At 66.2% G+C, this 24,212-nt stretch carries 28 protein-coding genes and 1 tRNA gene; 14 read left to right on the top strand and 15 right to left on the bottom strand.

The genetic code is table 11. The annotated features are described in order from the left end of the window. Nucleotides 1-126: 126 nt before the first annotated feature. Nucleotides 127-384 carry a SemiSWEET family transporter gene (locus ACLBWL_RS05805; protein ID WP_056486791.1) on the top strand — a complete coding sequence of 86 codons (258 nt, stop codon included), beginning with the start codon at nucleotides 127-129 and terminating at the stop codon, nucleotides 382-384. Nucleotides 385-669: 285 nt separating this feature from the next. Here ACLBWL_RS05805 and cmk read toward each other — a convergent pair whose 3' ends face one another. Together cmk and aroA are read right to left on the bottom strand one after the other, a co-directional pair. Then, nucleotides 670-1,308, bottom strand: a complete 639-nt coding sequence (gene cmk, locus ACLBWL_RS05810) for a (d)CMP kinase (protein WP_332755246.1) — start codon at nucleotides 1,306-1,308, stop codon at nucleotides 670-672. A gap of 1 nt (nucleotide 1,309) precedes the next feature. Then, the gene (gene aroA, locus ACLBWL_RS05815; protein WP_447791045.1) at nucleotides 1,310-2,644 is read right to left on the bottom strand and encodes a 3-phosphoshikimate 1-carboxyvinyltransferase; all 1,335 of its coding nucleotides are present in this window, start codon (nucleotides 2,642-2,644) and stop codon (nucleotides 1,310-1,312) included. Nucleotides 2,645-2,743: 99 nt separating this feature from the next. Here aroA and ACLBWL_RS05820 point away from each other — a divergent pair, with 99 nt between their 5' ends. Together ACLBWL_RS05820 and ACLBWL_RS05825 are read left to right on the top strand one after the other, a co-directional pair. Continuing rightward, nucleotides 2,744-3,070, top strand: a complete 327-nt coding sequence (locus tag ACLBWL_RS05820; protein ID WP_031395784.1) for a TIGR02300 family protein — start codon at nucleotides 2,744-2,746, stop codon at nucleotides 3,068-3,070. Nucleotides 3,071-3,152: 82 nt separating this feature from the next. Continuing rightward, nucleotides 3,153-3,228, top strand: a tRNA-Ala gene (locus ACLBWL_RS05825). Nucleotides 3,229-3,373: 145 nt separating this feature from the next. On the opposite strand, the gene ACLBWL_RS05830 is transcribed toward ACLBWL_RS05825, so the two are convergent. The 3 genes from ACLBWL_RS05830 to ACLBWL_RS05840 form a co-directional block, all read right to left on the bottom strand. After that, entirely contained in the window at nucleotides 3,374-5,167 is a 1,794-nt protein-coding gene (locus ACLBWL_RS05830; protein ID WP_447791048.1) for an autotransporter domain-containing protein, read from the bottom strand. Between the two features lie 107 nt (nucleotides 5,168-5,274). After that, nucleotides 5,275-6,273: an anion permease gene (locus ACLBWL_RS05835; protein WP_447791050.1), complete on the bottom strand. Its 999-nt coding sequence runs from the start codon at nucleotides 6,271-6,273 to the stop codon at nucleotides 5,275-5,277. Nucleotides 6,274-6,441: 168 nt separating this feature from the next. Next, on the bottom strand, nucleotides 6,442-7,560 hold the full coding sequence (locus ACLBWL_RS05840; RefSeq protein ID WP_447792018.1) for a DUF47 family protein: 1,119 nt from the start codon (nucleotides 7,558-7,560) through the stop codon (nucleotides 6,442-6,444). A 195-nt stretch (nucleotides 7,561-7,755) separates the two neighbouring features. Between ACLBWL_RS05840 and ACLBWL_RS05845 the strand changes: the two genes are divergently transcribed. Beyond that, entirely contained in the window at nucleotides 7,756-7,920 is a 165-nt protein-coding gene (locus ACLBWL_RS05845) for a hypothetical protein (protein WP_165899569.1), read from the top strand. Here the strand turns inward: ACLBWL_RS05845 and ACLBWL_RS05850 are convergent. Continuing rightward, entirely contained in the window at nucleotides 7,910-9,235 is a 1,326-nt protein-coding gene (locus ACLBWL_RS05850) for an MFS transporter (protein WP_447791052.1), read from the bottom strand. The genes ACLBWL_RS05845 and ACLBWL_RS05850 overlap by 11 nt on opposite strands. A gap of 114 nt (nucleotides 9,236-9,349) precedes the next feature. Between ACLBWL_RS05850 and pgsA the strand changes: the two genes are divergently transcribed. The 3 genes from pgsA to ACLBWL_RS05865 are packed head-to-tail and all read left to right on the top strand — an operon-like array spanning nucleotide 9,350 to nucleotide 10,607. Further along, the gene (pgsA, locus tag ACLBWL_RS05855) at nucleotides 9,350-9,901 is read left to right on the top strand and encodes a CDP-diacylglycerol--glycerol-3-phosphate 3-phosphatidyltransferase (protein WP_447791054.1); all 552 of its coding nucleotides are present in this window, start codon (nucleotides 9,350-9,352) and stop codon (nucleotides 9,899-9,901) included. 2 nt (nucleotides 9,902-9,903) lie between these two features. Then, entirely contained in the window at nucleotides 9,904-10,161 is a 258-nt protein-coding gene (moaD, locus tag ACLBWL_RS05860; protein WP_447791056.1) for a molybdopterin converting factor subunit 1, read from the top strand. Next, on the top strand, nucleotides 10,158-10,607 hold the full coding sequence (locus ACLBWL_RS05865) for a molybdenum cofactor biosynthesis protein MoaE (RefSeq protein ID WP_447791058.1): 450 nt from the start codon (nucleotides 10,158-10,160) through the stop codon (nucleotides 10,605-10,607). The genes moaD and ACLBWL_RS05865 overlap by 4 nt, the downstream gene beginning before the upstream one ends. A gap of 211 nt (nucleotides 10,608-10,818) precedes the next feature. On the opposite strand, the gene ACLBWL_RS05870 is transcribed toward ACLBWL_RS05865, so the two are convergent. The 3 genes from ACLBWL_RS05870 to ACLBWL_RS05880 all read right to left on the bottom strand — a co-directional run bounded on the left by ACLBWL_RS05870 (nucleotide 10,819) and on the right by ACLBWL_RS05880 (nucleotide 13,216). Beyond that, on the bottom strand, nucleotides 10,819-11,451 hold the full coding sequence (locus ACLBWL_RS05870) for a fasciclin domain-containing protein (protein WP_447791060.1): 633 nt from the start codon (nucleotides 11,449-11,451) through the stop codon (nucleotides 10,819-10,821). A 137-nt stretch (nucleotides 11,452-11,588) separates the two neighbouring features. Continuing rightward, entirely contained in the window at nucleotides 11,589-12,224 is a 636-nt protein-coding gene (locus ACLBWL_RS05875; RefSeq protein ID WP_447791062.1) for a fasciclin domain-containing protein, read from the bottom strand. An 89-nt stretch (nucleotides 12,225-12,313) separates the two neighbouring features. Next, on the bottom strand, nucleotides 12,314-13,216 hold the full coding sequence (locus tag ACLBWL_RS05880; RefSeq protein ID WP_447791064.1) for a hydrogen peroxide-inducible genes activator: 903 nt from the start codon (nucleotides 13,214-13,216) through the stop codon (nucleotides 12,314-12,316). A gap of 147 nt (nucleotides 13,217-13,363) precedes the next feature. Between ACLBWL_RS05880 and ACLBWL_RS05885 the strand changes: the two genes are divergently transcribed. Continuing rightward, nucleotides 13,364-13,909 (top strand): peroxiredoxin, encoded by a 546-nt coding sequence (locus ACLBWL_RS05885; protein WP_132738959.1) that lies wholly within the window; start codon nucleotides 13,364-13,366, stop codon nucleotides 13,907-13,909. Between the two features lie 46 nt (nucleotides 13,910-13,955). Then, nucleotides 13,956-14,474: a carboxymuconolactone decarboxylase family protein gene (locus ACLBWL_RS05890; protein WP_056051403.1), complete on the top strand. Its 519-nt coding sequence runs from the start codon at nucleotides 13,956-13,958 to the stop codon at nucleotides 14,472-14,474. Between the two features lie 119 nt (nucleotides 14,475-14,593). On the opposite strand, the gene ACLBWL_RS05895 is transcribed toward ACLBWL_RS05890, so the two are convergent. Continuing rightward, entirely contained in the window at nucleotides 14,594-15,361 is a 768-nt protein-coding gene (locus ACLBWL_RS05895) for a sulfite exporter TauE/SafE family protein (RefSeq protein ID WP_447791067.1), read from the bottom strand. Between the two features lie 174 nt (nucleotides 15,362-15,535). Here ACLBWL_RS05895 and epsC point away from each other — a divergent pair, with 174 nt between their 5' ends. Both epsC and ACLBWL_RS05905 read left to right on the top strand, forming a co-directional pair. Beyond that, on the top strand, nucleotides 15,536-16,228 hold the full coding sequence (epsC, locus tag ACLBWL_RS05900; protein WP_447791069.1) for a serine O-acetyltransferase EpsC: 693 nt from the start codon (nucleotides 15,536-15,538) through the stop codon (nucleotides 16,226-16,228). Between the two features lie 13 nt (nucleotides 16,229-16,241). Then, on the top strand, nucleotides 16,242-16,580 hold the full coding sequence (locus ACLBWL_RS05905; RefSeq protein WP_056051400.1) for a DUF2794 domain-containing protein: 339 nt from the start codon (nucleotides 16,242-16,244) through the stop codon (nucleotides 16,578-16,580). A 132-nt stretch (nucleotides 16,581-16,712) separates the two neighbouring features. On the opposite strand, the gene pncB is transcribed toward ACLBWL_RS05905, so the two are convergent. Next, on the bottom strand, nucleotides 16,713-18,017 hold the full coding sequence (pncB, locus tag ACLBWL_RS05910; RefSeq protein WP_447791071.1) for a nicotinate phosphoribosyltransferase: 1,305 nt from the start codon (nucleotides 18,015-18,017) through the stop codon (nucleotides 16,713-16,715). An 82-nt stretch (nucleotides 18,018-18,099) separates the two neighbouring features. Between pncB and ACLBWL_RS05915 the strand changes: the two genes are divergently transcribed. Next, complete coding sequence (locus tag ACLBWL_RS05915; RefSeq protein WP_447791072.1) at nucleotides 18,100-18,708, top strand: cysteine hydrolase family protein; 609 nt, start codon at nucleotides 18,100-18,102, stop codon at nucleotides 18,706-18,708. Between the two features lie 87 nt (nucleotides 18,709-18,795). Here the strand turns inward: ACLBWL_RS05915 and ACLBWL_RS05920 are convergent, their stop codons facing one another. Further along, a complete protein-coding gene (locus tag ACLBWL_RS05920) occupies nucleotides 18,796-20,091 on the bottom strand; it encodes a glycoside hydrolase family 130 protein (RefSeq protein ID WP_447791074.1) in 1,296 nt (431 codons plus the stop codon). A gap of 52 nt (nucleotides 20,092-20,143) precedes the next feature. Between ACLBWL_RS05920 and ACLBWL_RS05925 the strand changes: the two genes are divergently transcribed. Next, nucleotides 20,144-20,479, top strand: coding sequence for a hypothetical protein (locus ACLBWL_RS05925; protein WP_447791076.1), 336 nt, complete (start codon nucleotides 20,144-20,146; stop codon nucleotides 20,477-20,479). 49 nt (nucleotides 20,480-20,528) lie between these two features. After that, nucleotides 20,529-21,035, top strand: a complete 507-nt coding sequence (locus tag ACLBWL_RS05930; RefSeq protein ID WP_447791078.1) for a Spy/CpxP family protein refolding chaperone — start codon at nucleotides 20,529-20,531, stop codon at nucleotides 21,033-21,035. Nucleotides 21,036-21,082: 47 nt separating this feature from the next. Here the strand turns inward: ACLBWL_RS05930 and ACLBWL_RS05935 are convergent, their stop codons facing one another. The 3 genes from ACLBWL_RS05935 to ACLBWL_RS05945 form a co-directional block, all read right to left on the bottom strand. Continuing rightward, complete coding sequence (locus ACLBWL_RS05935) at nucleotides 21,083-21,871, bottom strand: EF-hand domain-containing protein (RefSeq protein ID WP_447791079.1); 789 nt, start codon at nucleotides 21,869-21,871, stop codon at nucleotides 21,083-21,085. A gap of 90 nt (nucleotides 21,872-21,961) precedes the next feature. Further along, nucleotides 21,962-23,341: a sensor histidine kinase gene (locus tag ACLBWL_RS05940; protein ID WP_447791081.1), complete on the bottom strand. Its 1,380-nt coding sequence runs from the start codon at nucleotides 23,339-23,341 to the stop codon at nucleotides 21,962-21,964. Then, a complete protein-coding gene (locus tag ACLBWL_RS05945) occupies nucleotides 23,338-24,060 on the bottom strand; it encodes a response regulator (RefSeq protein ID WP_447791083.1) in 723 nt (240 codons plus the stop codon). Before ACLBWL_RS05945 ends, ACLBWL_RS05940 begins: the two co-directional genes overlap by 4 nt. Between the last annotated feature and the right edge of the window lie 152 nt (nucleotides 24,061-24,212).

Genomic DNA, 24,212 nt, shown 5'->3' on the forward strand with positions numbered 1-24,212 from the left:
ACTCGAGGGTCTCCGCGCCTTCCTCCACGAGCATCGCTCGCCGGACGGTTCCGTATAGCCGAAACCGGGTCTCGGAGCAAGTTCGCCGCTGCTTCGTTAGGGGCCGCTCACAACAGGAGCGAAGATTTGAACGAACGCGGCATTCTCGTGCTGGGCTGGGTCGCCACCGTGACGGCGATCGTGATGTACCTGTCGTACATCGACCAGATCATGCTGAACCTTGCGGGTCAGAAGGGATCGGTGGTCCAGCCTTTCGCGACGATGGTGAACTGCGCGTTGTGGGTGGGGTATGGGTTTCTGAAGGACAAGCGGGACTGGCCGATCGTTGTGGCGAACTTTCCGGGGGTGGTGTTCGGGGCGGTGGCGTTGGTTACTGCGCTTTAGGACTTGCTGATCTCCCCTCGCTGGAAGGGAGGGGCAGGGGATGGGTCGGTTTCCGCATAGGCTATCTGGGGTGACACAAGCTGGCCGACCCACCGCACAAACCCTCACCTTCCAGTGAGGGGAGTGAGATGTAGGGTGCCCTTTCCGTCACCTAAGAGAGCAACCACCCCGGCGAAGGCCGGGGCCCAATTGGGGGACGTTGCTAGCTGAGGATCGCCCTTCGTTACTACGGACGTTCCAATTGGGCCCCGGCCTTCGCCGGGGTGGTAGAGTAGGAGATGTGCTCTAAACCGAAGCCGCCCTCTTCGCCCGCTGCGCCTCGACTAACGCAACCGCTCTTTGCACCGAAGCCTCGATCGACAAAAAACTCGTATCCAGCAACGCGGCATCCGCCGCCATCACCAACGGCGCCGTAGACCGTCCACTATCCCGAGCATCCCGCGCGCGAATATCCGCCAGCACACGATCCTTGCTCGCAGTCCCGCCCCGAGCCTGCAACTCCGCATGTCGACGCTGCGCCCGGATATTCGGCGTAGCCTTCACGAAAAGCTTGGCATCCGCATCCGGCGCGATCACCGTGCCGATATCGCGTCCATCGAGGATCGCGCCACCCTCCTGCGCCGCGAACCGCTTCTGCCGGTGCAGCAACGCCGCGCGCACCAGCGGATGGGCCGACACCACAGACGCCAGCGCACCGATATCGTCGTCACGCAACGCCGGATCGCTCAACAGCGCATCGCTGAAATCGCACGCCGCGACCGCGTCGGCCTCGGTCTCCGGATCGAGCCCCATCCGCGCCACGCTCAATGCCACGGCCCGGTACAACAGCCCCGTATCGAGATACGGCAGCTTGTAATGCTTGGCCAAGGCGCGCGCGATCGTGCCCTTGCCCGATGCCGCCGGACCGTCGACTGCGATGATCATCTTAATTCCCCCGGCCGGTCAGCGCATCGAGCGACCGGAAGAACACGGGATAGCTCGTCGCCACCGGCAATACATCATCGATCGTGACGGGCTCAAGCGCGCCAAGTCCAGCCACGACCATGCTCATTGCGATGCGGTGGTCGAGTTTCGAGGCCACCCGAGCGCCACCGCGAATCGCCGCGCCACCCGAGCCGGTGATCGCCATGCCGTCCTCATACTCTTCGCAAGCCACGCCGCAGGCTTCGAGCGCGATCCGCATCGTCGTGATCCGGTCCGATTCCTTGACGCGCAGTTCGTGAGCGCCGCGCGCGACGGTCGTGCCGGTCGCGAAGGCGGCGGCGACGAACAGCACCGGATATTCGTCGATCATGCTCGGCGCGAGATCGGCCGGCACTTCGATCGCGGTCAGCGGCGCATGCCGTACCCTCAGGTCCGCGACCGGCTCGCCGCCGACGGTGCGCGGGTCGAGTTCGGTAATATCCGCGCCCATCATCCGCAAAGCCGTGACGATCCCGATCCGCGTCGGGTTCAGCCCGACATTGCGCACGACGATATCCGAGCCCGGCACGATCGACGCCGCCACCAGCCAGAACGCCGACGACGACGGATCGCCCGGCACGACGATATCCTGTGGCTTGAGGTCCGCTTCGCCAGTGATCGAAATGATGCGGCCCTGGTTCGTCTCCTCGACGGTCAGCTTCGCGCCGAACCCCGTCAGCATCCGCTCGCTATGATCGCGCGTCGCGACCGGCTCGATGACCCGCGTGATCCCCGGCGTGTTGAGCCCCGCCAGCAAAATCGCCGACTTCACCTGCGCCGATGCGACCGGCAGCGTATATTCGATCGGCACCGCCGGACACATCCCGCGCACCATCAACGGCAGCCGCCCGCCAGGAGAGGACGTAATGTCCGCCCCCATCTGCGACAGCGGCTCGATCACGCGCCCCATCGGCCTACCCGACAGCGACGCGTCGCCGGTAAAGGTGCAGGTGATCGGATGGCTCGACACCAGCCCCATCAGCAACCGCGTCGACGTCCCCGAATTGCCCATCTCCAGCGCGGTTTCGGGCTGGAGCAATCCGCCGACCCCGACGCCGTCCACGGTCCATATACCATCTTCGCCCCGCTCGATCGTCGCACCCATCGCGCGCATCGCGGCGGCGGTGGCGAGCACGTCCTCGCCCTCGAGCAGCCCCTCGATCCGGCTGGTGCCGGCCGCGAGGCTCGCGAACATCAGCGCGCGGTGGCTGATCGACTTGTCGCCGGGGACCGCGATCGAACCGGTCAAAGGACCGCGCGCGACGACGTCGAGCGGCAGGGGGAGGGGGTGTGCCATGGGGCCGGGCTTTTGACAGTGGCCTTGCGCTATGGCAAGGCGCGCCCACTTTGCGAGGGTATCCCCCCGCAATCCATTCATCCGAAAGGTTCTATCGGCATGATCAAGCCGGAATGGGGCACGAAGCGTTCGTGCCCGAAATGCGCGACGCGTTTCTACGACCTCGAAAAAGCCGACCCCGTGACCTGCATCGAATGCGGGTATGCGTGGGAGCCCGAGCCCATCCTGAAGTCGAAGCAGCCGCTGCCGTTCGAGGTCGCCAAGCCCGACACCAAGAAGCCCGACGCGGATCTCGAGGGTGACGAGGAAGAGGACATCGCCTCGATCACCGGCGAGGACGAAGAGCCATCGGCGGACGACGAAGTCGATCTCGGCGGCGACGACGACCTCGGCGTCGAGACGCCGCAGGACGAGCACGAGCGTTAAGTAGAATAAATTTGGCAGGCGGCATTTACGCCGCTTGCCAACCCGGGCGGGTCCGGTTAGTGACCCGCCTCCCAACGGGAATGGGGCCGTAGCTCAGCTGGGAGAGCGTTCGCATGGCATGCGAAAGGTCAGGGGTTCGATCCCCCTCGGCTCCACCATTTCCGTTGATGACCGCTCGACTGGACCGATGTCCCAGATAGCGCGATCGGGCCGGACGGCAACGTCGTTGGTCTATTGTCTTAGCCCGCCTCGAACGGTGTTCGGAATGCGGCACTCCACATCCCGAACACTGTCGCCACGCAGCTAGAACGCGGCTGATAGCCCTGCGAACGCCGACACGCTGTCGCGGTCGTCGCGCAGCGCGTAGCCGGCGACACCGGCGCGAAGCGACAATTGGCCCGCGACATTGCCGTCCACACCCATCGCGTAGCTCATGTAACTGCGATCGGCACGTTCCACCGTGCTCGTGAAGCTGATCGGAGCACCGGTCGGGGTCAGCGTCAGTGTCCGCGGATCGTCGTCGAACTCGCGCTCGTAGCCGGCGCGGGCGAAGAACCGCACCGGCTCGCCCGGGACGGTCCGGACCACGGCGCCGAACCGGCCAGTCAGGCTTTTCACCTCCTGCTTGCCGAACGCCGCCGCGGTCGAGAGCCCGCCGGTCTCCGCATAGCCGGCAATCCGGACACGGTCGTATTGCGCGGCGAGGTCGGGGCCGAACGCCACGCCGCCGAGCGTGATCAGATCGAACGCGGCGGTGACGCGGCCGGCGACGTAGGTGCCGTCGGTTTCTCCCTCGTGCGAGCGGATCGCCGGGCCGAGCTGGACGGTGCGCCGGATGTGGCGATAATCGATCTCGCCGTACGTCCCGTCCGCGAGCAGGCGCACCGGGCCAAGTTCACCGCGCGCGTAGCCGCTGACCGACCAGGCGCGCGGTTTGTAAGTGCCGGCGCCGGCCTTGAAGTCGCCGGTGCCATCCGAATAGCCGCCAGCCACGCCGACTCCCGACGCATCGCCGATCGCGAGGTCGGCGCCTGCGATGCCGCTAAAGCCGCGCTCGGTGATCCCGACGCGCTGGGCGGAATTGCCGCTCGCGTAATAATGATAGCCCGCACTGCCGAACAGCGACAGCGCATGGCCGCTACGCTGCGCGCCGCCGCGCTCGGCGCCTTCGAACAGGTCGCGCTGGCCGCGGAACATCGCCTGCGCTGCATAGCCGAGCCCGGCGATCTGGTCGGGGGCCTGGACGAGGCTGGCCACGGCCTGCCCCTGGATGCGCTGCGTTTTGCCCGAAGGGTGGACGCTATCGGCGAGGATATAGGTCTCGTTGGCGTCGGGCGTGACGAGCGTCGCGCGCGTGCAGGCGAGCGACGACGGTACCGTGCAGGCGACGCCGGTGATATTGGTGTAGCCATAGGTCGCGGGGCTGGCGACGAGTTCGCCGAACAGCCGGTCTGTATCGAAATACAGCGCGTTCACGTTCGCCGCCGCCAAGGCCGCGGCATAGGTCCGGTTGAACAGCTGGAGCCCCGCCGCGCCGCCGGTCTGGACCGCGAGCGTGACGATCCGCGTCGCGCCCGCCGTCTGGAGCCGGCTGACCTGCGCGGCAAGCTGGGTTGCCGCCGTCGTCAGGATCGCGGTGTTGGGGCTGCCCGCCGCCTGGAACGCGAAATAGTCGTTCCCGCCGCCCTGGATGTAGACGAGATCACGCGGCCCGAACGTTCCGCCGGCGGCGAGGAAGTTGCTGATCTGGGTCGTGACCGGGATGGAAAATCCATTGGCCGCGGTCACGCGCGCGCCGCCGACCGCGTAATTGGTCCCGCCCTTGCCGTAGACCGGATCGAGCGGGAGGCCGAGTCGCGCCGCGAGGACTTCGGGCGAGACCGGGTCCGGGTTGGTCGTGAAGCTGCCCGCGTCGCGTGGCAGGCTTGGATCGAGCGCCAGGTAATAGCCGCCGTCGGCGAGGCTGTCGCCGAACACTATCATGCGGTTATAGGGCTCGCTCGCCGCGACGCTGGTCGGGCTGGCGGTCTGTGCCTGGCCCGGACTCGCGATACTCAGCGCGCTCCCGAGCAGCAACGCCGTATAGGTCGTCTTCATGATGTCCTCTCCCTGGCGGCGAGGGATCATTGTCCTTCGCTCGACCGGGAGTGTCGGAGCCGTTTACGTCCGCGTCAATAGAGTGTCTCTTGGGGACATGAGGTCGTTCAGACGAACAGCACGACCAGCAGATACGTCCCCGCGCCGATCAACCCGGCCGCCGGAAGCGTCAGCGTCCAGGCGACGACGATGTTGCTGGCGACGTTCCAGCGGACGGCGGAGAGCCTCCGGGCGGCGCCGACGCCGACGATCGAGCCGGTAATGGTGTGCGTCGACGAGACCGGGATGCCGAGATAGGTCGCGGCGAACAATGTGATCGCGCCGCCAGTTTCCGCGCAGAACCCCTGCGCCGGGGTAAGGCGCGTGATCTTCGAGCCCATCGTGTGGACGATCCGCCAGCCACCCGACAGCGTGCCGAGCGCCATCGCCGCCTGGCAGGACAGCACCACCCAGAGCGGCACGTGGAATTCGCCGCCGAGCAGGCCCTGCGAATAGAGCAGCACGGCGATGATCCCCATCGTCTTCTGCGCGTCGTTGCCGCCATGGCCGAGCGAATAGAGCGCGGCGGAGACCAACTGGAGTTTCCGGAAACGCTTGTCGACGCCGAGCGGGGTGAGCTTGAGGCTGGTCCATGCGACGATCAACACTAACACCAGCGCGAGCCCCAGGCCGATCGCGGGCGACGCGAAGATCGCCAGGACGGTGGCGATCACGCCCTTCCAGACGATCGCGCCGAAGCCGACCTTGGCGATCCCCGCGCCGAGCAGGCCGCCGATCAGCGCATGGCTGCTGCTCGACGGGATGCCGAGCACCCAGGTGATGACGTTCCACGCGATCGCGCCCATCAGCGCGGCGAAGATCACTTGGGCGTCGATGACGTGCGCCTGGACGATGCCTGTACCGACGGTCTGCGCGACGTGGAGACCGAAGACGGCGAACGCGATGAAGTTGAAGAACGCCGCCCAGAGGACTGCGTATTGGGGCTTCAGCACGCGCGTGGAGACGACCGTGGCGATCGAGTTCGCGGCGTCGTGCAGGCCGTTCAGGAAGTCGAACAGCAGCGCTATGCCGATAAGGCCGATGAGGAGGGGGAGGGAGAGGATCATGCGACCACTGCCCTATCCGCCATCATTCCACCCCCCCGGCGAAGGCCGGGGTCCAATTGGAGAGGTTGCAGTAACGGCGCGCGATCCTTCGTTATTGCCGTCCCCCAATTGGGCCCCGGCCTTCGCCGGGGGGGAGCTTCGTGGGAGGTCTTGGACTCAAGCGACATATCAAGCATGGTCGATGACCAGCCCCTGGATCTCGTTCGCGACGTCTTCGAAGCGGTCGACGATCTTTTCCAGGCTGCTGTAGATTTCGCGGTTGATGATGAAGGTCATCGGGTCCGCACTGATCTTCGACGCCTGAAACAGCGCGCGCAGGCCCGTGTCGTGGATGTCGTCGGCATGCCCCTCGATCTGGATCAGCCGTGCGGTCAGGTCATGCAACCGGCCCGCGTTGGTCCCCAGCGACCGCAGCAGAGGGATCGCCTCTGCCGTAATCCGTGCGGCCTCGACGATGATTCCCGCCATGTCGCGCATCTGCGGCGAGAATTCGGTGACCTCGTACAGCGCGATCGCGTTGGCGGTGCCGTTCATCTGGTCGATCGCGTCGTCCATCACGCCGATCAAATCCGTGATCGCGCTGCGGTCGAACGGCGTCACGAACACGCGGCGAACGTCCTGGAGGACCTCGCGCGTGATATCGTCGGCCTCGTGCTCGCGCTTGACGATCTCGGCGATCTGGCCCTCGATCGAGCCTTCGCCGTGGAGTAGCCGTGCGAGCGCATCGGCGCCGGCGACCAAGGTCGCGGCATGCGCGTCGAACAGTTCGAAGAACCGTCCCTGCTTCGGCATCAGCGACTGGAACCAGCCCAGCATCGGAATTCTCCTTTTCGCACTCGTGCGTACGACGGGTAAGATACGTTGCGCGAGCGATGCCGGGATCGGCGGCTCGCGGAAAGCAGCGATCAGCGCCTTCAGGCCGGGCTCATTGACAGCCTCCGCCGCGCGATCAAGCGTAAACCAGCGTGTGTCGCGCTGATGACGCTCGGGCCAGTCGTCGACCTGCTCGACGAACGCGAGCGGAAACACGGTGACGATCATGTCGCGGTAGCGGCCGGTGCGGCGGCGCTTGCGGTACGCGAATTGTCCGACCGGGGAGGGGCAGGGGATGCCGCGGATCCCGGCTTCCTCATACGCTTCCTGCGCGGCGGCCTCATGGCTGGCGAGCCCGACGATCGGGTTGCCCTTGGGGATCACCCAGCGACCGGTATCCCGCGAGGTGATCAGCATCACCTGCGCATGGCCGTCGGCATCGATCACATAGGGAAGGGCGGCAATCTGTTGGATGCGTCTGGTCCTGGACCCGACGAAATCGCGGGCGATGTCGGCAGCTTATACGCGTCATGGCTGCAAATACAGCGTCGTACGGCGTGGCTCTCCGGGTGGTTCCGAACCTGCGATTCCGTCCCATTCCCGGACGGCGCCGGTTTAACCATTTTTGAGGCTGGGCGATTTGGTAAACGCGACGTTAACGGTTGCACCATGACCAGACGCCTAGTCCTCACCAACGAAGCTGCCCGCCACCCGCTGCGCCGATCGCTGCCGCCGCCGGTGGTCGCCAGCGCGAAGAACGACGATCACGACGTGAAGCTGTTCCTGCTCAGCTTCGCGGCGTTCTTCACCTGTTTCTACAGCTTCATTTTCTGAGAACCGGAAGACAGCTGTCGGCATCGTCGTCGCAGGCGCGGTGCAGTCGCTGTGCGAGCCATGCCGAGACGAGGCACATCGCCGCGACGAGGAACAGCATGTCCTCCGGCGAGACGCCCATCGATGTGATGCCGATGACCAGGATCGAGCCGATCGTCATCGCCCCCGAATTGACGACGTTGTTGGCCGCCACGGTGCGCGCGGTCTGGTCCTTCTCGACCGTCGTGGTGAGGAACGCATAGAGCGGCACCACGAACATCCCGCCGGTGACCGCGATCGCCAGCAGGCATCCCAGCACCGGGATCGCGCCCGGCTGGCGGATGAAGCCCGCCCAATCGTAATATTGACCCGGTGGCGCCGGCGTCCAGTTGCGCGCGAGGAACGAGAACAACACGACGAAGCCGCCCATCGCGATCACCGACGCGGGCGAGAACTTCGCCGATATGCGCCCGCGCAGCATCGAGTTGATCACCACCGAGCCGATCGCGACGCCGATCGAGAACACCGCGATCACGAAGCTGGCGACTCGCTCGTCGGCGGTCAGCACGTTCTTCACCAGCGGTGGAAACACGATGATCAGCACCGCGCCGATCGTCCAGAAGAAGCTGATCGCGACGATCGCGAGGAACAGGCGTGGAATGTGCAGCGTCGCGCTGATCAGTCGCCAAGACGCCGTGAACGGGTTGTAGTCGAGCTTCAGCGGCGGGCCTTCGCGCGGCGCCGGCGGCACCTGGCGGCCGGAGAACCAGCCGATCACCGCGACGATCAAGACGCTGGCGGCGGCGCCCTCGATCGGGATCCAGCCGGCCGTAACCGTGCCCAGCAGGATCGCGAGATACGTCCCCGCCTCGACCAGTCCGGTGCCGCCTAGCACGTCGCAGGGTTTGAGATGCTGCGGCAGGATCGCGTATTTGATCGGGCCGAAAAAGGTCGAATGAACGCCGAGACACAGTACCGCGCCGAGCATCAGCCCGATGCCCAGCGACGGATGCCCGGCGCGCGCGACCATCAGCCCAGTCGCACCCAGGATCATGATGCCGATCTCGACCGTCTTCACGATCCGGATGATCCGCGCCTTATCGTGACTGTCCGCCAATTGCCCGGCGAGCGCGGACAGCAGGAAGAACGGCAGGATGCCGAGTCCCGTCGCCAGCGCGTTGAAGTTCGCCTCCATCTTCGGGTCGTTGAAGACCGCATAGGTGGCGAACAGGACCATCGAAGTCTTGAACAGGTTGTCGTTGAACGCGCCGAGAAACTGCGTGGTGAACAGGGGCAGGAAGCGACGTTGCTTCAGCAACCCGAGGGCATTAAGCATGCGAGAAATCGCCCAGATCGTTGCGAAAATACGCTAAACCCTTAGCCCAGCGCCATGCTCACGCCAACGCTTAAACCGGTTTCGCCGCGCGACCGACCGGTATAGAGGTGGTGGGTGCTGAGCTTGCCTAACCTCCTGACATTGTCGCGGATCGTCGCGGTGCCCCTGCTGGTCTGGTTCCTGTGGTGGCCCGACTGGGAGGCGGGGTACGGCATCGCCTTCGTGCTGTATTGCCTGATGGGCATCACCGATTATTTCGACGGCTATCTAGCGCGATCGAGCGGCGCGGTGTCGCGATTGGGGATCTTCCTCGATCCGATCGCCGACAAGATCATGGTCGCCGCAGTCATTCTGATCCTGGTCGGAACGCGCGATATCGCCGGCATCCACGTCATCGCGGCGCTGGTGATCCTGCTGCGCGAGATCGCGGTGTCGGGCTTGCGCGAATTCCTGGCGCAGGTGCAGGTCTCTGTACCCGTGTCGCAGCTCGCCAAGTGGAAGACGACGCTGCAACTCGTGTCGCTCGGCGGCATCATCCTTGGCGGGTCGGTACCGGACATGGTCTGGGTCCACACCGTGGGGATCGTCGCGTTGTGGGGTGCGGCCGTGCTGACGCTGCTGACGGGGTGGGATTATCTCCGCGTCGGCCTGAAGCACATGGACTGATCATGGCGCTGCGAATGGTGTATTTCGCCTGGGTGCGCGAGCGGATCGGTACCGGCGAGGAGACGGTCGAGCCTCCTGCGAGCGTGGTGACGGTGGCCGATCTGGTCGACTGGCTGGCCGAGACGAGCGCCGCGCATGCCGGCGCGTTCGAGAACCGGGCGCGGTTGCGGGCGGCGATCGACCAGGATTTCGTCGGCCTCGATACGGCGATCGGGCGGGCGACGGAGATCGCTATCTTCCCACCGGTGACGGGCGGATGATTCATATCTCGGTCCAGCAGTCGGCGATCGATATCGCGGCGGAGATGACCCGCGCCGAGGCGGCGGGCGCGGGGGCGGTCGCGACCTTTACCGGGCTGGTTCGGGCGGACGACGGTGTCGCCACGCTGGAGCTCGAGCATTATCCGGGCGCGACGGAGGCGGCGCTGCTCAAGGTCGCCGAGACTGCGATCGCGCGATGGAACCTGAGTGCCGCGGTGATCGTCCACCGGGTCGGGCCGATGCAGCCGGGGGAGCGGATCGTCTTCGTCGCGGCGACGGCGGCGCATCGCGGCGCGGCGTTGGAAGCGTGTGCGTATCTGATCGATCGATTGAAGACGGACGCACCGTTCTGGAAACGCGAGACGCGCGGTGTGGACGCGCGGTGGGTCGAGGCGCGGGATGGCGACCATGCGGCCGCAGCGCGGTGGGAAGCGCGGGATAGCTGACCGCTTTTGGCCCGACAACAACACACGGTTTGCTGATATCGTCGGGATGGCAGACCGAACTCGTCCGTCCAAAATCTGTTCTCCCGCGAACGCGGGAGTCCAGTCTGGGTTCTAGCTTTCGCGGGGAAACAATCTTTAACGGCCTATGCAATTCGGGCCGCCGCCTCCTTAGTAGACAGCGGCCCGCAAACTAATCAGACTGACTTCGTGATCAGCCGAGCTTCGGGACGCTCATGCCGTTAGTCAGGTGGACGATCCCGTTCGTCTCCTTGATATCGGCGGTATCGACGAACGACTTGATCCCGGCGGTATCCGTCAGCGCGATGTTGCCATTTGCCTCGAGCGAGGCGATCAGCGGCTGGCCGGCAAGCGTCGTCAGCGTGGCCTTGCCACCACCTGCGGTGATCTGCGCCTTCAACTGCTCGGCGGTCAGCGCGCCAGCGACGACGTGATACTTGAGGATCGTCGCGAGCGTCGGTGCCGATTCCGGCTTCAGCAGCGTGTCGAGCGCACCGGCCGGCAGCCGCGTGAAGGCCTCGTCACTCGGTGCGAACACCGTGAACGGGCCCGGCCCTGCGAGCGTGGTCTGCAGCTTGGCCGCGGTCACCAGCTTGGTCAGCGTGGCGCGGTTCGGCAGCGTCGGCAGCGCAGCGGCAATCGTCATCGTCGGTGCCGCGGTCGAAGCCGCCGGCGCGCCCGGAGCAGCGGTGGTGGCCCGCGGTGCCGTCGTCGTTGCGGGCGTCGTTGCGGGCGCCGCGGGTGCGGTCGTCGTCTGCGCCGTCGCGCCGGCGGCCAGCAACAGCGTCGAGGCGGTAGCGATCATGAGAGTGGTCTTGATGGTCATCTGTAGCTCCAGAGATCATGGATGGGACAGGCGGAAACTGTAGCGGTGGAAAGTAGGTATTCGGCCGAGGCGGGTTCAACGTTTCGCCCGATAAGGCGCGGCATTGCCGAGACGAACCGAGCCCGGGATCGCGCCGATCAGCTCAGTTTCGGCACGATCACGCCGTTGACGACATGGACGATGCCGTTCGACTGGCGGACGTCCGCGGTTTCGACATAGCTCTTGTTGCCGTTGACGTCGGTCAGCGTGATGACCGCACCGACCAGCGTCGCGGTGATCGGGTCGCCCTCGACCGTCGTGAGCGTCGCGGTGCCGCGACCCGCGGCGATCCGCTTGCGCAGATCGTCGGCCGTCACCACACCGGGGACCACGTGATAGGTCAACACCTTGGTCAGCGACGCCTTGTTCTCCGGCTTCAGCAACGTGTCGACCATACCGGGTGCGAGCCGTCCGAACGCGTCGTTGGTCGGCGCGAACACCGTGAACGGGCCCGGACCCGACAGCGTCGGCACCAGGCCGGCGGCCTTCACCGCGGCGACCAGCGTCGAGAGATTCGGCGCGGCAGAGGCGTTGTCGACGATCGTCTGCGTCGCCATCATCGGCACACCGCCGACGGTTGGATTCGAGACGGCGGGGGGGCCGTTGGGGACTGCCAGCGCCGCGGTCTGCGCGGGGGTGGTCGACGCACTGGCCACGTCGTCCTTCGATTTGCCACTGCACGCAGCGAGCGCCAGCGCGCTCGTGATCAGCAGCAAGGGAAGCGTCTTCGACATTATCGGGTCTCCAGCGGGAACTGCGAAAGATACGATCGAACGCGGAGTTGGTTGCGCATCCGTGCCAATCTCCCGTCGAGTGGAGCCGGTCACTGGACGTCGGCCAGTGCCTTCGCCATCAACCGGAAATCCTTTTCGCGCGGGCTCGCACGGCGCCAGACGAGCGCGATCTTCCGCACCGCGTTGATCTCGTCGAGCGGCCTCGCGGTGATGTTGGTGTTATCGAGAATGCCCGCCTTCAGCGCCATCTCGGGCAGCATCGTGATGCCGAGCCCGTTGTCGACCATCTGCACGATCGTGTGCAGCGACGTGCCCAGCATCGTCGCCTCGGCGCGCAACTCGGGCCGGTTGCACGCGCCGAGCGCATGATCCTTCAGGCAATGCCCGTCTTCGAGCAGCAGCAGCCGGGTCTCGTCGATCGCCGACGCCGGGATCGCCGGCAGCGCCGACGGCACCTCGCCCGACGGATACGCGACGAACAACCGATCCTCGAACAGCGTTTCCGAGGTCACCTCACCGCACGCATAGGGCAGGGCGAGCAGCACGCAATCGGTCCGCCCGTTATGCAGCCCTTCGCAGGCCGGGCCACTCGGCTCCTCGCGCAGGAACAGCTTCAGGTCCGGATAATCTTTCCGCAGCCGCGGCAGGATGCGGGGCAGCATGAACGGCGCGATCGTCGGGATGACGCTCATCCGCATGTCGCCCGACAGCGGCTGGCCGGCGGCACGCGCCATGTCGCCCAGCTCCTCCGCCTCGCGCAGCACGCGCCGCGCCTTGTCGGCGATCGAATCCCCCAATGGCGTGAACCGCACCACCCGCCGGGTGCGCTCGACGAGCACCACGCCGATCAGCGTTTCCAGCTCGCGCAGGCCCGCCGACAGCGTCGATTGCGTCACGAAGCACGCCTCGGCCGCCCGCCCGAAATGGCCGTGGTCCTTCAGCGCAACCAAATATTGCAACTGTTTCAACGTGGGGAGGTAGGTGGCCGCCATTAATCGTCTCTATCGATCATCGGATGATAAATAGCCCGTTGGATCGATAACGCCAGTCCCCATATACCGCATTGCACAACGAACGAGCGGAACACCCGCCGCCTGCGAGGATGTCTGGAGCCAAAGATTTTTCAGGAGGCTTCCATCATGTTGACCATCGGCGATCAGTTCCCCTCGATGACCATTCCCGTCCAGCAGGGCGTTGCCGCGCTGCCCGCCGGCGAGACGCTCGACCTGACGACTGCCTACCCCGGCAAGTGGAAGGTGTTGTTCTACTGGCCGAAGGACTTCACCTTCGTGTGCCCGACCGAGATCGTCGGCTACAGCGACATCCGCGGCGATTTCGAGGATCGCGACGCCGTGCTGATCGGTGCGTCGACCGACACCGCGCACGTCCACCTCGCCTGGCGCAAGTCGGACGCGGACCTGGCCGCGGCGGACTTCCCGTGGCTGGCGGATAATGGCGCGAAGCTCGCCGACGCGCTCGGCATCGTCGACAAGAACGAGCATGTCGCGTTCCGTGCGACCTTCATCATCGACCCGGACAATGTCATCCAGGCGGTCCAGGTCAACGGCCTGAACGTCGGCCGCAACCCCGCGGAGACGCTCCGCGTGCTCGACGCGCTGCAGACCGACGAGCTCTGCCCGTGCAACTGGAACAAGGGCGACGACGTCCTCCAGCTCGCTGCGTAACTGAAACTCCCCTCCCGCAAGCGGAAGGGGAGCAGAAGGAATTATCATGTCGCTCAAGGAATTCGCAGGGCAACTGCCCGACTACGCCAAGGACATCCGCCTCAACGTCGGCTCGCTGCTGAACGAGACGCATCTCACCGACCAGCGCAAATACGGCCTGCTGCTCACCTGCGCGCACGGCTCTGGCTACAAGCCGCTGGTCGAGGCCGCCGAGGCCGAATGCGCGCCGAAGCTCTCGCCCGAGGCCGCGAACGCAGCCCGCGCAGCTGCCGCGGTGATGGCGATGAACAACGTCTACTACCGGTTCACGCATCTCGCCGGGAACCAGGAATACCGCAACATGCCGGCCAAGCTGCGGATGAACGTGATCGGCCAGCCGGGCATCGACAAGGTCGATTTCGAGCTGTTCAGCCTGGCGGTGTCGGCGATGAACGGCTGCGGCATGTGCATCGACAGCCACGAGCAGATTTTGAAGAAGGCCGGCGTTACGGCGGAAGCGATTCAGACCTCGGTGCGCATCGGTGCCGTGATGGCGGCAGTCGCGACGGTCCACGCCACGCTGTGACCTTCTGTTCCCCTCCCGCCTGCGGGAGGGATTAGGGGAGGGGCTTCTCTTCGAACCGCGCCGGCGTAGTGAAGCCAGCCCCTCCCCCGACCCCTCCCGCAAGCGGGAGGGGAGTTCCGTTAGTGCCAGATCGCCCGGTATAGCCCGAACAAGCTTGTGATCGTCAGGATCACACCAACCAACACCATCAGCGTCTTCGCCGGCACGCGCTTGGCCAGCATCGCCCCGAACGGCGCCGCCAGCACGCCGCCGATCAGCAAGCCCACCGTCGCCTGCGTGAACGCCGCCCAGCCGAGCTGCGTGATGAACGTCGCCGAGATCGTCGCGGTCAGGAAGAACTCGGCGGTATTCACCGTCCCGATCGTGGTGCGCGGCGATGCGCCCTGGACCAGCAGGTTCGACGTCACCACCGGCCCCCAGCCGCCGCCACCCGCCGCATCGAGAAACCCGCCGATCAGCCCGAGCGGCTCGACGATCTTCGGCTCCTTCTGCTTCGGCGGATAGCGCAAGCCCCGGTACAGCAGGTACACGCCGATCGACGTCAGATAGGCGAGGATGAACGGTTTCGCCGTGCTCGCGTCGATGTTCGACAGCACGTACGCGCCCAGCACGCCGCCGATCACGCCCGGGATCATCAACCGCAGGAAGAGCGTCCAGTTGACGTTCTTGTGCAGCACATGGCTGATCCCCGACACCGCGGTCGTGAACGTCTCGACGGTATGCACGCCCGCCGACGCCGCGGCGGGCGGCACGCCGACCCACAGCAACAGCGTGTTCGAGATCACCCCGAACGCCATCCCCAGCGCGCCGTCGACGATCTGCGCGGCAAACCCGACCAGGATGAATGGTAACAGCGTTTCGAAACTCACGGTCGTCAGGTCGAACATCGGCATCCCCCGGTGATGGCGCGGCCAGACTGCAACGCGCCAGCTAATCCCACAACAAAGATAGGCTTTACCCCGATCCCGCCGGCGCTCTCCCCGTGCCAGCTAAGCGGTGACCCGGTTCTGGAAATCGACCGGCCGATGTCTTAGATACGGGGTTCGCGTAGGGGATTGCGGATGTCGAGCGGACTGTTGGCCTATCTGGATTCGATCCGTGCGCGCGATCCTGCCCCGCATTCCCGTGCCGAAATCATGCTGTATCCCGGCGTCTGGGCGCTCGGTTATCACCGTATCGCGCACCGCCTGTACAAGGCGAAGCTCTATTTCCTCGCGCGCTGCGTCAATCACTGGTCGCGCTTCACGACCGCGATCGACATCCATCCGGGCGCGACGATCGGCCGTAATTTCTTCATCGACCACGGTTTCGTCGTGATCGGCGAGACCGCCGAGATCGGCGACGACGTCACGATCTACCAGTGCGTCACGCTCGGAGGCACCAGCCCCGACAACGGCGTCCAGGGCAAGCGCCACCCGACCATCTCCGACGGCGCGATCATCGGCTCGGGCGCGCAGGTGTTGGGACCGATCACGCTCGGCAAGCGCTCGCGGGTGGGCGCCAACGCGGTCGTGACGCGCGACGTGCCCGAGGGGACGACGGTGGTCGGCATTCCCGCGCGCGCGACGACGATCGAGGGCGGCAACGCACCCGAAGTACCGCGCTTCGTGCCGTACGGTACACCTTGCAGCGAGATGTTCGATCCGGCGACGCAGAAGATGGAAATCATGCGCTGCGAGCTGGAGACGATGCGCAAGCGGCTCGACGCGCTGCTCGCCGACGAGCATCCAGAGGACCGTCGCGACCGCGCATGATGGTGGATAACTGATGGGCGTCGTCCCTTTTCCCACACCGTCCAAGGCGACGCAGGTCGGCTTCGAACGCCTCGAACTGAACCGGATCCTGGACCTGTACGGCCGGATGGTCGCGGCGGGCCACTGGCGCGATTATGCGATCGATCTCGGCAAGGACGCCGCGGTGTTCGCCGCCTTCCGTCGCGCCGCCGAACGACCCGAGTTCAGGATCGAAAAACGGCCGTCGCTGCGCAACAAGCAGGGCATGTGGGCACTGATCGGGGAGGCCGGCGCGGTGGTGAAGCGCGGCCACGAACTGGGGCCGGTGCTGGCCCCGGTCGAGCGGCGGTTCATGAAACTGGTTGAGGATTAAGCAGGATGGTGCTCCCCTCCCTGAAAGGGAGGGGCTGGGGGTGGGTAGGCCGGCTCGTGCCGCAACGTCGCCCGTTACGGAAGCCGACCCACCCCCGCCCCCTCCCTTCCAGGGAGGGGAGTTGACAAGCAGTCATACCAAAACCGGCGCCGTCTCGCGGTCCGCTTCCCCGAACACCCGCAGATACCGCGCGATTTCGCTCGGCTCGCCGGTCGCCTTGGCCGGATTATCCGACAGCTTCACCGCCGGCCGCCCGTTAGCCTCGATCACCTTGCAGACGAGCGAGATCGGCTCCAGCGCGGTCGCCTCGTCCGGATCGCAGCCGCGGAAGTCGTTGGTCAGGTTGGTCCCCCAGCCGAAGCTCATCCGCACCCGGCCGTGGAAATGGCCATACACCTGCTCGATCGTGTCGATGTCCATCCCGTCGGAAAAGATCAGCAGCTTGGTCTTCGGATCCACGCCCTGTTCCTCCCACCAGCGGATGATCTGGTCGCCACCCGCGATCGGCGGCGCGCTGTCGGGGCGAAAGCCGGTCCATTCGGACAGCCAGTGCGGCGCGTTGCGCAGGAACGCAGTCGTGCCGAACGCGTCGGGAAGCGCGATCAGCAAATTGCCATTATAATGTTGCCGCCAATGCTCCAGCACGCGGTACGGCGCCTCGGCCAGCTCCGCATCGCTCTCGGCCAGCGCGGCGGCGACCATCGGCAGTTCGTGCGCGTTGGTGCCGATCGCCTCCAGATCCGCGTCCATCGCCAGCAGCACGTTCGACGTACCGATGAACCGATCGCCCAGGCCTTCCTTCAACGCTTCGACGCACCAGCGCTGCCACAGGAAACCGTGCCGCCGCCGCGTGCCGAAGTCGGACAGCACGAGATCGGGCAGTTCGCGCAGCCGCTCGACCTTCTCCCACAGCTTCGCCTTGGCGCGTGCGTAGACGATGTCGAGCGCGAAGCGGCCGCGGTCACGTAAAGCGGCACGTGATTTCAGCTCGTTGATGATCGTCAGCGCGGGAATTTCCCACATCGTGGTGTGCGCCCATGGCCCCTCGAAATGCAGCTCGTACTGACCGTCGACCTTGCGCAGATCGTAGGCGGGCAACTGGAAATCGGCGAGCCAGGCCAGGAAGTCGGGCCCGAACATCTTCTGCTTCCCGTAGAAGCTGTTGCCCGCGAGCCAGATCAGCTCCTTCTTGGCGAACCGCAGCGTGCGCGCATAATCCAGTTGCGCGCGCAGTTCGGCCTCGTCGACGATCTCCGCCAGTCGTACCGTCTTCGTCCGGTTGATGAGCGCGAAGGTAGCGGTCACGTCCGGATATACCTGCCGGATCATCTGCAGCATCAACAGCTTGTAGAAATCGGTATCGAGCAGGCTGCGCACGATCGGATCGAGCCGGAAATTGTGATTGTACGTCCGGGTGGCGATATCGGTCACGGCCATGCGCGCGGGCTCCTGCGTTGCGAGTGCTGCGGGTGTCCGAGAAGACGCGAGTGTGTCAAGCAGCGGGCAAAGGAGACGGGCGATGGCGCGGTTCGTGGTCGTGGTGGATACGCAGTGGCATTTCATGGCGGCGGACGGTGCGCTGAGCGTCGCGGGGGCGGCGGCTTTGGTCGCGCCGATGCAGGCCTGGCTGTCCGCGCTGGAGCCCGGCGATGTGGCGGGCGTGCTGTTCACCTTCGATACGCATTTCCGCGAAACCTATGCGGCGTCGCCCGAGGCCGAGATGTTCCCGATCCACTGCGTGCGCGGGACGGAGGGCTGGGGGAACATGCTCGACGTCACGCTGGTCGATCCGGCGATCCCGGTGTGGCGGATCGAGAAGGGGGTGTTCGATATGTGGGCAGAGCCGGGGCTGATGATCGAAAGCGCGCGCGATGTGGCGGAGCCGACCGTCGCGCGCGACAGGTTCTTCGCCGATCTCGCGTCGCGGGGTGTCACCGATGTCACGGTGATCGGGGTAGCGGCGGATTATTGCGTGCGTTGGGCGGTCGAGGGGCTGATCGCGCGCGGCTTCGCGGTGACCGTTCCGGGAGGGCTCACGCGCGGGATCGAGCGTCAGATCGATGCCGTTGCCGCGGAAGACTTCGCCGGGACGCGGCTGATCGTGCAACCGGCCTATCCCGCGGGGTAACGTCGATTCCGTCGCCCCGGACCGATCCGGGGCGACGGTGCATGGGGAACACGCCGCGCAACACGCTGCCGAGCGGCTGAAAAGGCGTCAGGCCATCGCCGCTACCAGCCGCCCGACATCGACCGTCGCGAACGAGGCGAAGTTGTCGGCCACGCCGTAGGGCAGCAGCAGCGTGCGGTCGTGGACGATTCCGCCGCAGCTGTAGACGACGTTCGGGACATAGCCGTCGCGTTCCGCCGGGCTCGGCACGATCAGCGGGTCGGTCAGCCGTGCGAGCAGCTTGGTCGGGTCGTGCTTGTCGAGCAGCGCCGCGCCGACGCAATAGTTGCGGACGCTGCCGACGCCGTGGGTCAGCACCAGCCAGCCCTCGTCGATCTCGATCGGCGATCCGCAATTGCCCATCTGGATGAACTCCCACGGCCATTTCGGCTCGATGATCTTGGTGCCGCCGTTCCACGTCAGCAGATCGTCGGAGGTGAGATACCAGATATTCTCGTTGTCCTGCCGCCCGAGCATCGCATAGCGGCCGTCGATCTTGCGCGGGAACAGCGCCATGCCCTTGGTCGCGGCGACGGTGCCGCGCATGGGCTGCATCTCGAACGTCTTGAAATCCTCGCCGCGGAGCAGCTCGCAACGTGCCTCCGACCCGCTGAACGCGGTGTAGGTGCCGAGATAGTGGACCGCGTCGCCATCGACGAACCGGACCAGCCGCAGATCCTCGATCCCCTGACGCTGGCTCGGCAGGATCGGGAACAGCACCGTCTCCGACACCTCGCGACTGCCACCGCATTGCAGCCGGGTCGGACCACCGTCGACGGCGCCCCGATCCGACGGCTCGATCCGCGGCGGCACCGCGGTCTGGCTGGCCGGATCGATCGAAAAGCCCTGGCTCTGCGACCAGCTGCCGGTCCGGAACGTCACCGACGAGACATGACCCTCGCCGATCCCGCGCAGCGACAGGATGAAGCGCAGCCCATCGGCGGGCGCACCGTCCTGTTCGGGATGCAGCACCATGCTCGGGTTGAACAGCGCGGCGGCCTCGAACGAATATTCCTCGCTGAGATAGGCGCCGATCAGCAGTTGCTGGTCGTGATCGATCGGCCGCGGGTCCTTGAGCACCGCCATCACCTCGCCGAAGCGGTGCAGCAGCAGATCGTCGACATCGCGGTGACGCTCGTCGAGCGACACGATGACGCGCTTGCGCTCGGCATGGCGCTCCTCGGCGGTGAGCGACAGCACGCGATCGATCACGCGTTCGGCACGCGGGTGGCCGTCTACCTTGAAGGGGCCGGGATATTCGACGTTGAACGGGCGGATCACCGTCCGCGACGGATCGGGCCTGAGTTGGATATCGGAGAACGCGACGAGATCGGATTCAGCCATGCTGGGCTCCACTAGGGCGAGCGACGGCGCTCGGGAAACAGAACGCCGAACCGTGGCAGAAGGCGTCACCAGAATCGACTACGCCGCGCAAATGCCAAGCTTGGCTCGATCCGGCGGCAGCCTGCGGCCCGCTCTGTGGCAACGCCGCCGACACATCGGGGAAAACTTCGCCAGCCATGATGATGCTTCGATCCATCGGCAGGGGGCCACCATGCAGATCCGCGTTTCACGATCACCTGATTGCGCCGTCGGCCTTCACGCGCCGCGATCGCGTCACCGCGACGTCGCGAATCAGCACGTCCAGCGCTCTGCGTGCCGACGCTGCGGCGCGGCGATCGTCAAATCCGCGGTCAGCCGCCGCTGGATCGTCTCGGGCGTGCTGGGATGATCGGGCGCGTGTTTTGGAAGAGGGGACTATGATGACGACGAGATCAAGGATGACCGGCTTGGCCGGGCTCGCATTGCTTGCGACGACGGTGGGGGTGTCGCACGGGGCGCAGGCGCAAGGCCCGGGAGACGGACCGCCGCCGCGTGCCGATTTCGCGAAGATGCAGGCGCGGGAGGCCGACGACATAGCGCTCTTGCTGGCACTGCGCGCGGACCAGCGACCGGCGTTGACCGCATTCCTTCAATCGATGGCGCCGCCGCCGCCACCATCCGCCGGCGATCGGGCCCCGGGCATCGGAGACGATGCCGCGAGCGACGGGTTCGCTCACCGGCTGGATCGGATGGCGCAGGATTCGGCGCGGCGAACCGAAGAGGATACGCGCAGGATCACCGCGGCACGGACGTTCTACGCGAGTCTCGACCCAGCACAGCGGCGGTCGTTCGAGGCGTTGATGCGGCTGCGGCAAGGGCCGGGTCGGGGGCCGGGGCTGCACGGACCGATGCATGGCGGGGACGGTGATCCGCCACGAATGGGCGGGATGCCGCCCCGCCCCTGACCGCAGCCCAACGATAGAGACGCCGTGATCGTGCCGGCGACGGCAGATCACGGCGTCTCGCGATCCTCGGCCGATTGGGACTGCGGAGGCGGGGGAGCGGGGCGATCCGACCCGTTCCGCCAGGTTTCGGCGCCCGCCCTGGGCAGTTCGCCGCGAGTCAGGGCGCCGTCGTGGTTGCGATCGAGCGCGGCAAACCGGGTAGCGGCGGCCATCGCGAATTCGGATCGATCGACGCCGCGGTTCAGGTTGCGATCGGCGGCGATGACGGGTTCGGGAAGATCGAAGAAACCGAACCGCGCCGCGCCCAGCCGTTCGTGGACGGTGGCATCGGTTTTTTTGCCGTCGTCGCTGCCCATGTGCATGCCCTGACCGCCGCCCCCGCGTCCACCGCCTCCGCCGCGCCCTCGACCACCGCCCGAGCGGCGGCCGCCGCCTGCGCCGGACGCGCCACGGCCGCCGGATGCGACGCGGATCTCCGGGACCAGGATGTTTTCATAATAGGCGATGTCGTCGGGATCGATTTCGCCGTCCTTACCGCGATCGAGTACCGCGAAGAAGCGCATCGCATCGCGCTGAAATTCGGCTTCGGTGATCCGGCCGTCGCTATCGGCATCGGCGCCTGCGAACCATAGTGCCTGCGCGGCGCCGGGATGTTGCGATGCCCGGAACGGCTCGCCCATCGGACTGATGAACAACTGGCCGCGGCCACGGTCGGCACCCTCGCCGTCGCCGCGATGCGGCCCCTGTCCCGGACTGCCTGGTCCGCGGTGCCGGGGCAGGTCGGCCGCGCAGCCCGCGAGCGCGCCGGCCAACCCAATCAGAAACACTGTACGCATGAAGCCTCCTCGGAAATCGTCGAGCGGCATCAGGCACGCAGATCGTTGCCGCGATGTGTCGGCGTGATCGGTGGGTGCATGGGGAGTGCCTCAGACCGGCAGGGTCACGCGCACCAGAAGCCCGCCTTCGACGCGGTTTTCGATCGTCGCCTCGCCGCCATGGCCACGGGCGACGGCGCGGACGCTGGCGAGGCCGAGCCCGCTGCCGCCGGTATCGCGGTTGCGCGACTGTTCGGCGCGAAAGAACGGCTCGAACGCGCGCGCCAGATCAGCGGGCGCCATGCCGGTGCCGGAATCGGACACTTCGAGCACCGCCATGCCGCCGACGCGGCGCAGCTGGACGTCGGCGTTCCCGGCATAATTGACCGCATTGCCGACCAGATTCGCGAGCAGGGCCTTCAGCGACGGCGTATCGCCTTCGATCGTCAGCGGCGGGCCCGGATGCAGCACCACCCGATCGCCGCGATCGGCGAAATCGTCGGTGACGCTCTCGGCCAGTGACCGGAGGTCGAGCTTCTGGCGGCGGACATGACGGGTCATGTCGCGGACGAACGCCATCGCCGAGCCGATCCGCTGGCTCATCTCCTGGATATCACCTTCGCTGGCGACGCGGATATCTTCGGGCGCCTTTTCGAGCCGCAGCGACAGCCGCATCAGCGGTGTCCGCAGGTCATGCGCGACCGCCGCGATCAACGTCGTACGATCCTCGACATAGCGGTTGAGCCGCTCCTGCATCAGGTTGAAGGCGCTGGCGGCCTCGGCGATCTCGGGCGGGCCGGTGACGGGCAGGGGATCGGCGCGCGGATCGCGGCCGAGCCGTTCGGCGGCGGCGGCAAACCGACCGATCGGTTTGGCGACGCGCCGCGCCAACGCCCAGGCGATCGGTGCGACCACCGCCATCGCAACCAGGAACCACAGCACGATCCGCGCGCGCCACGGGCCGATCGTGCCGTTGGTCGGGCGGATCACCAGCCACCGCCCGTCGCGTCGTTCGATCGACACCACGAACGGACCGAACAGCGCATTCTCGAACGATTGCGGGTGATTGCGAGGCCGACCCATCCCCATCGGCATCGGTGGCCGTAGCGCGCCCGCGAGCATCGGCATCGCCGATCGCTCGGTTTCGACGGTGACCCGTTCGGCGGGCAGCGCGAGGTCGCTGGCGATCAGCTTTGCGAGACGAAGGTCGCGCGGATTGTCGGTCGGCTGCGGCGGGCCGCTGGTGATCTTCATCGTCAGCAGCTTGGCGGGGTCGCTGCCCGACCGGACCACGCCCGCAACGCGTGCGGTCGTATAGATCACCGGCATCGGCGGCGGCATCAGCAGGACGATCGCGAAGTTGAGGACCTGGACGAGCAATACGGTCGTCAACAGCAGCGCGAGGATGCGGACGAACAGCGACCACGGGCGAAGCCCGGGGGATTGGACCAGCGCGTTCCGCTTGCCGCTCGCGGTCGTCGACGCGGTCACTGGCGTACCACGCGGGGGACGAAGAAATAGCCTTCGTTGCGGATCGTCCGGATGATCTCGTCGCCGCGCGAGCGCAGCTTGCGACGCAGGCGGCTGACCTGGACATCGATCGCGCGGTCGAACGCATCGGTATCGGGCCCGCGCGCCGCCTCGAGCAGCGCATCGCGCGCCAGGACGCGGCGGGGCCGCTCGACGAATGCCCTCAGCACGGCGAATTCGCCATCGGTCAGGTCGATCAGGGTGCCTTCGGGATCGAACAGCTCGTGTGCGGCAAAATCGACCCGCCAGCCGAGAAACCCGAACGACCGGCTTTCGCCCGAGTCCTGAATTTCGCGAGCCCGCAGCGCCGCGCGGACGGTCGCCAGGATTTCGCGCGGACTGCAGGGCTTGGAGAGGTAATGGCTCGCGCCGATCTCCAACCCGAGGATGCGATCGGGCTCGTCGCCGAGCGCGCTGAGCATCACCACCGGTGGGGCGCCGACCCGCGACAACCGGCGACAGACCGACAGCCCGTCCTCGCCCGGCATCATCACGTCGAGCAGGATCAGCGAGACGGGGCACCGCGCCAGCACGCCGTCCATTTCCTGCGCGTTGGTCGCTGTCTCGACCTGATAGCCATGCATCCCCAAGCTCTGTGCCAGCAGCGTCCGGATCGCGTGATCGTCGTCCACCACGAGCAGCACGGGTTTGGTCATTTCGTCGGCGGAAGCTGAAGTCATCGGAAGATCCTACGCCAGCGATGTGTTCGGGATGTTTCAGCGCGGGGCTTCTGCGCGACGAATGAATGCCATGACGCTGTAAACGTACCTTGTTTGATCACAAGCGAAGCCCGGTTGCGGGCAACCGCGAGTGGTCGTGTGCCGTTCGTCTT

The sequence above is a fragment of the Sphingomonas sp. M1A8_2b genome (assembly GCF_053345535.1).